General features: G+C 70.8%; 10 protein-coding genes and 1 pseudogene. 3 read left to right on the forward strand and 8 right to left on the reverse strand.

Features of this window, described 5'->3' with window-relative positions:
* The 3 genes from BN11_RS10225 to BN11_RS10235 all read right to left on the reverse strand — a co-directional run.
* A partial coding sequence (locus tag BN11_RS10225) for a chromosome segregation SMC family protein (protein ID WP_048697297.1) occupies positions 1 to 640 on the reverse strand: 640 nt, incomplete at its 3' end.
* 103 nt (positions 641 to 743) lie between these two features.
* Positions 744 to 1067 (reverse strand): chorismate mutase, encoded by a 324-nt coding sequence (locus BN11_RS10230; protein WP_048697300.1) that lies wholly within the window; start codon positions 1065 to 1067, stop codon positions 744 to 746.
* 109 nt (positions 1068 to 1176) lie between these two features.
* Positions 1177 to 1494, reverse strand: a complete 318-nt coding sequence (locus BN11_RS10235; RefSeq protein WP_048697301.1) for an acylphosphatase — start codon at positions 1492 to 1494, stop codon at positions 1177 to 1179.
* A gap of 134 nt (positions 1495 to 1628) precedes the next feature.
* Here BN11_RS10235 and BN11_RS10240 point away from each other — a divergent pair, with 134 nt between their 5' ends.
* The gene (locus BN11_RS10240) at positions 1629 to 3530 is read left to right on the forward strand and encodes an acyltransferase family protein (RefSeq protein ID WP_048701209.1); all 1902 of its coding nucleotides are present in this window, start codon (positions 1629 to 1631) and stop codon (positions 3528 to 3530) included.
* A gap of 184 nt (positions 3531 to 3714) precedes the next feature.
* A pseudogene (locus BN11_RS25150) lies at positions 3715 to 3783 on the forward strand (hypothetical protein); the annotation flags it as partial.
* A gap of 249 nt (positions 3784 to 4032) precedes the next feature.
* Here BN11_RS25150 and mutM read toward each other — a convergent pair.
* From mutM to coaD, 5 genes are all read right to left on the reverse strand, one after another.
* Complete coding sequence (mutM, locus tag BN11_RS10250) at positions 4033 to 4890, reverse strand: bifunctional DNA-formamidopyrimidine glycosylase/DNA-(apurinic or apyrimidinic site) lyase (RefSeq protein ID WP_048697306.1); 858 nt, start codon at positions 4888 to 4890, stop codon at positions 4033 to 4035.
* Positions 4891 to 4895: 5 nt separating this feature from the next.
* Complete coding sequence (gene rnc, locus BN11_RS10255; RefSeq protein ID WP_048697308.1) at positions 4896 to 5702, reverse strand: ribonuclease III; 807 nt, start codon at positions 5700 to 5702, stop codon at positions 4896 to 4898.
* 16 nt (positions 5703 to 5718) lie between these two features.
* Positions 5719 to 5913, reverse strand: coding sequence for a 50S ribosomal protein L32 (rpmF, locus tag BN11_RS10260; protein WP_048697311.1), 195 nt, complete (start codon positions 5911 to 5913; stop codon positions 5719 to 5721).
* 1 nt (position 5914) lies between these two features.
* Complete coding sequence (locus tag BN11_RS10265) at positions 5915 to 6502, reverse strand: YceD family protein (RefSeq protein ID WP_048697312.1); 588 nt, start codon at positions 6500 to 6502, stop codon at positions 5915 to 5917.
* Between the two features lie 105 nt (positions 6503 to 6607).
* A complete protein-coding gene (gene coaD, locus BN11_RS10270) occupies positions 6608 to 7102 on the reverse strand; it encodes a pantetheine-phosphate adenylyltransferase (protein ID WP_048697314.1) in 495 nt (164 codons plus the stop codon).
* A gap of 49 nt (positions 7103 to 7151) precedes the next feature.
* Between coaD and BN11_RS10275 the strand changes: the two genes are divergently transcribed.
* Positions 7152 to 7955 carry a nucleotidyltransferase domain-containing protein gene (locus BN11_RS10275; protein WP_048697316.1) on the forward strand — a complete coding sequence of 268 codons (804 nt, stop codon included), beginning with the start codon at positions 7152 to 7154 and terminating at the stop codon, positions 7953 to 7955.
* Positions 7956 to 8215 lie beyond the last annotated feature (260 nt).

Here is an 8215-nt window from a genome sequence, read left to right on the forward strand (position 1 = left end):
TGCGGGCGGCCTCGGCCTGCCGGCCGAGGGGCCCGAGCTGGCGGCGGATCTCGCTGGTCAGGTCGGCCACCCGGGTGAGGTTGGCCTCCATGGTCTCGAGCTTGCGGAGCGCCTTCTCCTTGCGCTTGCGGTGCTTCAGGACGCCGGCGGCCTCCTCGATGAACCCGCGGCGCTCCTCCGGGGTGGCGCGCAGCACGGTGTCGAGCTGGCCCTGCCCGACGATGACGTGCATCTCGCGGCCGATGCCGCTGTCGGAGAGCAGTTCCTGGATGTCGAGCAGGCGGCAGTGGGTGCCGTTGATGGCGTATTCGGAGCCGCCGCCGCGGAACATCGTGCGGCTGATCGTCACCTCGGTGTAGTCGATCGGCAGGGCACCGTCGGTGTTGTCGATGGTCATCGTGACCTCGGCGCGCCCGAGCGGCGCGCGCCCGGAGGTGCCGGCGAAGATGACGTCCTCCATCTTGCCGCCGCGCAGGCTCTTGGCGCCCTGCTCGCCCATCACCCAGGCGAGCGCGTCGACGACATTGGACTTGCCCGAGCCATTGGGCCCGACGATGCAGGTCACGCCCGGTTCGAGGCGGAAGGTCGTGGCCGACGCAAAGGACTTGAAGCCCTTCAGGGTCAGCGTCTTGACATACAACTCGGCGGCGTCCTTGCGTGGTGGGATCGGCCCGCCCACTGTAACCGCGGCATAACCGCCCCGCCGGCAGGCGCAGCGTGAGCTGTGCCGATCGGCCGGTCGCTCAGTCGGTGCTGTGGGCGGCGATCGCCTCGTGATGGCGGATCACCTCGGCGATGATGAAGTTCAGGAACTTCTCCGCGAACTGCGGGTCCAGGCCCGCGTCGTGGGCGAGGGCGCGCAGCCGGGCGATCTGCCGCTCCTCACGGGCCGGGTCCGCCGGCGGCAGCCCCTGGGCCGCCTTGAGTTCCCCGACCTGTTGGGTGGCCTTGAACCGCTCGGCCAGCAGGTGCACCAGCGCCGCGTCGATATTGTCGATGCTCGATCGCAGACGGATCAGTTCCGGGGGCATCCCCGCGTCGGTTCCGCTCGGCTCGCCCCGCGTCATACCCGCGATGGTATGAGGCCCGCTCCCCTCCCCGTGCCCCCTGTCCAGTCCGCGGCGGGCCGGTCCGCGGCGGGCCGGCATACCGTGGGCGCAGCTCTTGTAGCCGAGGTCAGCGTTCGGCGAAGCCCTCGTAGCCGCGTGGGGCCCCGCGCACCGGCGTCGAGACGGCCCGCACGGCACCCGGGCGGCGCGTGGTGGAGGGGTATTCGCTGAGCAGGGCGAGCAGCCGCGCCACCGCGTCGGGGGCGCCTTCGGCGCAGACCTCGACGCGCCCGTCGTCGGTGTTGCGGGCATAGCCGTTCAGGCCGAGTTCGAGGGCGCGGGCCCGGGTCCACCACCGAAAACCCACCCCTTGCACACGGCCGCTGACGTGGACGACGACCCGCTCGGCATCCTCGGGCGCGCTGGGGTCGTGGTGATCCGGCATTCGGCCAGCTTAGGCCGCGTTCCCGCGTGCCTCCCGCACGCTGTCGGTGCCGGTCCCTACGGTGTGGCATGGAGGAGGTGATCTCGTCTCTTCCCCGTGACCGACGGCGCCTGCCGTCCGACCTGGAGGTGGCCATGACGGCGACGGTTTCGCCGCCCGGCTCCGCGACCGCGTCGTCGCGGCCCGCGCCGCGCGCTCCATCGCGGGTCCGCTCCAGCGCGCCATCGACCGGTCGCCTGCCTGGCCTGGACGGGCTGCGCACGGTCGCCATCGTCGCGGTGCTGATCTTCCATCTCAACGCCGCGTGGCTGCCCGGCGGCTTCATCGGCGTCGACATCTTCTTCGTCGTCTCGGGCTTTCTCATCACGACCCTGCTCGTGCGTGAACGGGCCAGCACCGGGCGCGTCGATCTGGCCGGTTTCTGGGGCCGGCGGGCGCGCCGCCTGCTCCCGGCGTTGCTGCTGGCCATCCCGGTCAGCGTGCTGCTGGCGCGCCTGACCGAGGCCGACCTGCTCGTCGGGGTCGGCAGTCAGGTGCTCGGTGCGCTCACCTTCGCGTTCAACTGGGTCCAGATCGCCGCGGGCGCGGACTACTTCCACGCGACGACGCCGCAGCTGTTCATGAACTATTGGTCCCTGGCCGTCGAGGAGCAGTTCTATCTGATCTGGCCCCTGGCGACCCTGGTCCTGCTGAGACTGGTCCGCAGCGGCCGTGCGCGGGCCGGCATCGCCGGCGGACTCGCGGTGCTCTCCGCCGTTCTCATGGCGCTCCGGTTCGATCCCGACGCCGGTGCCACCCGCGTCTACTACGGCACCGACACCCATGTCTTCGGCCTGATGATCGGCGCCGCGCTGGCGTTCTGGTATGCCGACGGTGGGGCCGCCCGGCTGGCCGCGCCCGCCTGGGTGGCCCGCCGGCGTCCGGTGGCCGGGATCGCCGGTGCCGTGCTGCTGGGCAGTATGTGGTGGCTCGAGGAGTCCCGCGCTCTGACCTTCCGCGGCGGGTTGGCGATCGCGAGCCTGGCCACCGCGGCACTCATCGCGGTGGCCGTCGGCGGCGGCACGCTGGCCCGCCTTCTGGACCTGCCCCCGATGCGGTGGATCGGCGAGCGCTCCTACGGCATCTATCTGTGGCATTGGCCGGTCATCTTGGTCGTCAACGCCGACATCACGTCCGTGCCGGGCTCCGCCGGATTCCTCAGTTCGCGCCTCTGGGCGGTCTTGGTCACCTTCGCCATTGCCGATCTCTCCTTCCGCCTCGTCGAACGACCCGTGCGTCGCTTCGGCTGGCGAGGTGCGTTCACCCGGCTCGCCGCCTGTGTCCCGGGGCGGGCCGACGGCGCGCGGGTGCTGGCCGGGGCGATCACGGTGCTCGTCGTGGCGACGGTGGCCGTCATCGCCACGGCGCCCGACGCCACCTCGACCGAGAAACTGATCGCGGCCAACGCGAAGGCCGCCGAGCGCACGGCCACCTCGACCGCCACCGCGCCCGCCCTGACAACGGCGACCTTCACGATGCCCAAGGGCAACCAGATCGACGCCTACGGCGACTCCATGATGATCGGGTCCGTGCCCGCACTGAAGTACTACTTCCCCGGCATCCGCATCGACGCCAAGTCCAACCGCCGCTGGTCGGCCGGGCTGGCCGCCGTGACCGCCTCGGGCACCGATATCCGCCGAGCCGTGGTCCTGTCGTTCGGCACCAATGCCGGTGTCGACGAGGCCGATGTCCGAGCCACCTTGGACAAACTCGGCCCCAAACGCATGGTCGTGCTCGTCAACATCCACCTCAATGAGGCGCGCGCCACCGCGGACAACACCACGCTCGCCAAGGTCGCGGCCGACTACCCCAACGCCATCGTCGCCGACTGGAACGCCGAGGTGACCAAGCAACGCGGCCTGCTCCAGCCCGACGGCATCCATCCGAGCATGACCGGCCAGCACCGGTATGCCGCGCTCGTGCGCCAGGCCCTCGCCGACCTGTCCTACCAGCACACCGGCAAGGTCGTGAAGCTCAAGCCCCTCCCCATCCCGTGACCCGCGTGCCATGACGACACCGCCCGCCGCCTGCGAGGTCCTCAACCTGCCACTCGCGGACCTAGCCGCCGCGCTGCGCACCGGCTCGCATTCGGTCGCCGACGTGATCGCCGCGTGCCTGGAGCGGATCGCCTAGCGCAACGGACCCCTGAATGCCGTCGAGGCAGTCCGTGCCGAACCCGCCCTGGCCGACGCCGCCCGCCTCGATGCCCTCGACCCGGCCGACCGCGCCACCCTGCCGCTGTTCGGTGTGCCCGTCGCCATCAAGTCGGAGATCGACGTCGCGGGCGTGGTCACGACCTTCGGCGGGCAGGGCAATACCCGCCCGGCGGCCGCCGTGGAACCTCACCGGCCACCCGGCGATCGTGCTGCCGCTCGGGCGCACGAGCGCCGGCATCCCGCTCGCCGTGCAGGTGGTGGGCCGCTTCGGCCGCGACCTGGACCTGATCGACGTCGCGACCCGCCTCGAGGCGCTCGTCACCGAGGCTCCCTCGCCTCGCAGTCAGCCCCGGCGTGGACGCGGCTGGCAGCGCGGGCAGCTGAAGGAGCTGCGGTTCATGAAGTGCTCGCGGCGCATCGGCGTGTCGCAGCGGCGGCACGGCTGGCCACCTCGCCCATAGGCATTCAAGGATCGCTCGAAGTAGCCCGACTCGCCGTTGACGTTGACATAGAGGCTGTCGAAGCTCGTCCCGCCCTCGCCGAGGGCGTCAGACATCACGTCGTGCGCGTGCCCGAGCAGCCGCACGACCGCGGGTTTGGTCAGGCGGTCGCCCGGCCGCTCGCCGTGTAGCTTGGCGCGCCAGAGCGCCTCGTCGGCATAGATATTGCCGATCCCCGAGACGATCGTCTGATCGAGCAGCTGCCGCTTGATCGCGCTGGGGCGCTTGGTGATCCGTCGCGCGACCGCGAGGGGGTCGAAGAGCGGGTCGAACGGGTCGCGGGCGATGTGGGCGACGGGTTCGGGTGTGCCGTCCTGGTCCACCGCGGTCAGCGCCAGCCCGCCGAAGGTGCGCTGGTCGACGAAATGCACCTCGATCGGGTCGCCCTCACCGGTGGTCACGCCGAAGCGGGCGTGCAGGTGGCGCGGGTCGGGGTCGCCGGGGCGGGCCAGGAGCATCTGCCCGCTCATCCCGAGGTGGACCACGACGGCCTCGTCACCGACGTCGAGCCACAGGTACTTCCCGCGGCGAGCCACCTCGCGGATCGTGCGCCCGCGCAGGCGGGCGGCGAAGTCGGCGGCGCCGGGTTCGTGGCGGCGCAGCACCCGGGCGCCGTGGGTCTCGACGTCGGTGATCCGAGCGCCGGTGACGTGCGCGGCGAGGCCGCGGCGGACCACCTCGACTTCGGGGAGTTCCGGCACCGGGGTCAGGTCGCCGGGTGCGGCTGCGGGGTGAGGACATCGCCTGCGTGGGCCTGGACAGCCTGGGCCTCGACCACGTGCCCGTCGACGGGGACGGCCTCCGGAGCGTCGATCACGGGGCCGGCGGACAGCGCCCGCCAGGCCTGCTCGGCGGCCTGCTGCTCGGCGTCCTTCTTGGTGCGCCCGACGCCGACGCCGTGCACGGTGCCGCCGACGAGAGCGGAGGCGGTGAAGACCTTCTCGTGTTCGGGACCTTCGCCGACGATCGTGTACTGGATGGGTCCGAGGTCGCGGGTGACGCTGAGTTCCTGCAGCGAGGTCTTCCAGTCCAGGCCGGCACCGAGGCGCGCGGACGCGGTGAGCACGGGGTCGACGAGATGGTGGACGAAGACGGTGGCCGCGGCCATACCGCCCGCGAGGTAGACGGCACCGATGACGGCCTCGGTGGTGTCGGCGAGGATCGAGGTCTTGTCGCGGCCGCCGGTGGTCTCTTCGCCGCGGCCGAGGAAGAGGAAGTCGCCGAGGCCGATGGTGCGCCCGACGTCGGCGAGCGCGCGCATGTTCACGGTGGCGGCACGCAGCTTGGCCAGGTGCCCCTCGGTGTAATCGGGGTAGGTGCGATAGAGGTGGTCGGTGACCACGATCCCGAGCACCGAGTCGCCGAGGAACTCCAGCCGCTCGTTGTGTGGGATGGCCCCGCTCTCATACGCGTAGGAGCGGTGGGTCAGCGCCAACGTCAAGAGCGGCCCCTCGACGGCGACCCCGCAGACCCCAAGAATGTGGTCGCGGAGCTCGTCGATGGGCCGCTGCATGAGGGACGGCCTGGGTTCAGGCCTGGTGCTCGGTGCGCTCGGCGGCGCCGTAGTGGCGCCCCTTGTAGGTGCCGCAGGACGGGCATGCGACGTGCGGCACCATCGGTGACTTGCACTGCGGGCAGGTCGTGGTGGCGACCGCCGTGGCCTTCCAGTTGGCGCGGCGCGAACGGGTGTTGGAGCGCGAGGTCTTCCGCTTCGGGACAGCCACGTCAGTTCCTTTTCTCAGTAGGGTCGGCCGCGTCGGCGCCCGTGGCGAGGTCCGCCAGGGCCGACCACCGCGGGTCGAGCAGTTCATGGGCGTGCGCCGGGTCGTCCGCGAGACGGAACCCGCATTGCGGGCACAGCCCCGGGCAGTCGTCCCGGCACACCGGCTGGAAGGGCAGTGCTGGCACCACCGCATCCACGAGCACGGGTTCCAGGTCGAGGTAGTCGTCCTGGACTTCGTACTCCTGTGTCTCCTCGTCCGTGGCACCCACCTTGCGGTTGTGGGCGGCCCGCTCGGGATACGCGAACAGTTCCTGGAAGGTGGCGTCGACATCGACGGTCACCGGCTCCAAGCACCGCACGCATGCCCCGACCGCCGTGGCCCGGACCGAACCGCTCGCCAGCACGCCCTCGAGAACCGATTCCATCCGCAACTCGACGTCCAGCGGCGCCCCCGCGGGGACGGCCAGGACATCGGTGCCGATCGGTTCCGATGACTCGATCTCGCGCGTGACCTGCACCATCGTTCCCGGACGGCGGCCCAGCTCCACGGTGCTGAACACCATGGGTGAGCGGGGGTCGAGACGGTTCATGGCTCCACGCAAGGACTGATGGTCGGATCGGGCCGCGTCAAGCGAGGACACAGACCGAAAGTCAAGCTTACCGGCGAGGCCCGGCGGACCCCAAATTGCCGTTCCTCACGAGGAGCGCGAGCCGTCCCGGCGGGCCACCAGGGCGTCGCGGACCGGGTCGGGCACGAGCCCGGTGACATCGCCGCCGAGCGCACACACCTCCTTGACCAGTGAACTCGAGATGTGCGCGACGGCCGGGTCGCCCGGCAGGAACAGGGTCTCGACTCCTGTGAGGTGACGGTTCATGGAGGCCATCGGCACCTCATACGCGAAATCCACCTCGCCCCGCAGCCCCTTCAGCAGCGCCGTTGCCTCGAGATCCCGACACACGTCGACGATCAGCCGGGGCGTGAAGGCCAGCACCCGCACCCCGGACGTGCCGGCCGTTGCCTCCTCGATGAAGGCGATCCGTTGCTCGACCGGGAAGGTGCCGCTCTTGGCCGGGTTGTGCATGACCGCGACCACGACCTCGTCGAAGAGGGCGGCTGCGCGGATGATGACGTCGAGATGCCCGTTCGTCACCGGGTCGAAGGAGCCGGGGCACACCACGCGCGACGTCATTGAAAAAACCTAGCAATCCCGCGCCCGGACAGGCATACGATCGGCCTCCGTGGCACGACGGACTCTCGATCTGCTGACCGGCGCACCCCGCGCGGACGAGCTCGCAGCGGTGCTCGACGACCTCGTCGCCGCGGCGCGGCAAATCCTCGGTGACCGCTTCGTCGGTGCCTATCTGCACGGTTCCCTCGCCCAGGGCGACGCCGATCTGGAGAGCGATGCCGACTTCCTCATCATCACCGGCGGCCCGGTCGATGAGGAACAGTTCGTCGCGCTCGCGCGGCTGCACCACCGGCTCGCGCACGGCGAGAGCCACTGGACCCGTCACCTCGAGGGATCGTATGCCGTCGCCGCCGAACTCCGCTCCCTCTCCGGCGTGGGCCGGGCCAGCTGGCCGTATGTCGACCACGGGTCCGATCGCCTCGAGATCTCGAATCACTGTGACACCATCTCGGCCCGAGTCATCCTGCACGAGAACGGGATTGCCCTGGCTGGGCCGTCGGCGACCACCGTCGTGCCTCGGGTGCCGGGCGACCTTGTCGTCGCCGACGCGGCCGCACGGTTGGCTGAATGGCTGCCCGACTTGGACGAGTGGGCGTTCACCGATGCGTGGAGCCAGCGCTACAGCGTGCTGAATCTGGCCCGGATGGTCGCGGCCCACGAGACCGGGCAGGTCCTGTCCAAGCGCGCGGGAGCCGGATGGGCGGCGACACTGTGGGGCGGAGAGTTCGCCCCGCTCCTGGAGGCAATGGTCGCCGCCCGCGGCGCCACAGCCTTCGACGATCCCGCCGACCCCGCCTGGATCCCCCAGCAACACGCGTTCTTCGCGGCCGTCGCGGCGCGATCCGGCAGCTAGGGCGTGTCTCTCAATTGGCGACGCGTACGCCACCTACCGGTCTGCGGGCTTCTGCCACTCAACGCCGGGACGGTGCCGGCACCGGCCACTCGACCGCAGGACGGGCCCGTGAGCGCGGGAGCAGTCGAGGCCCGAGACCTCGGTTCGCGTCGGCACCATTGGCCGACGAGATGCCCATGTCATGGCAATGGGTCGCTATCCGGCCTCGGCGAGCCAGAGTGTCGTCTCGCCGTAGCGCCGGGAGCCGGTGGCCGTCATAC

Source organism: Nostocoides australiense Ben110 (assembly GCF_001050535.1).
In the GTDB taxonomy this organism is placed as follows: domain Bacteria; phylum Actinomycetota; class Actinomycetes; order Actinomycetales; family Dermatophilaceae; genus Nostocoides_A; species Nostocoides_A australiense.

Coding starts and splice junctions, on each gene's coding strand:
- BN11_RS10230 (WP_048697300.1), bottom strand. CDS start 1,067: ATGACGCGGGGCGAGCCGAGCGGAACCGACGCGGGGATGCCCCCGGAA.
- BN11_RS10265 (WP_048697312.1), bottom strand. CDS start 6,502: ATGAACCGTCTCGACCCCCGCTCACCCATGGTGTTCAGCACCGTGGAG.
- BN11_RS10235 (WP_048697301.1), bottom strand. CDS start 1,494: ATGCCGGATCACCACGACCCCAGCGCGCCCGAGGATGCCGAGCGGGTC.
- rnc (WP_048697308.1), bottom strand. CDS start 5,702: ATGCAGCGGCCCATCGACGAGCTCCGCGACCACATTCTTGGGGTCTGC.
- BN11_RS10240 (WP_048701209.1), top strand. CDS start 1,629: ATGACGGCGACGGTTTCGCCGCCCGGCTCCGCGACCGCGTCGTCGCGG.
- coaD (WP_048697314.1), bottom strand. CDS start 7,102: ATGACGTCGCGCGTGGTGTGCCCCGGCTCCTTCGACCCGGTGACGAAC.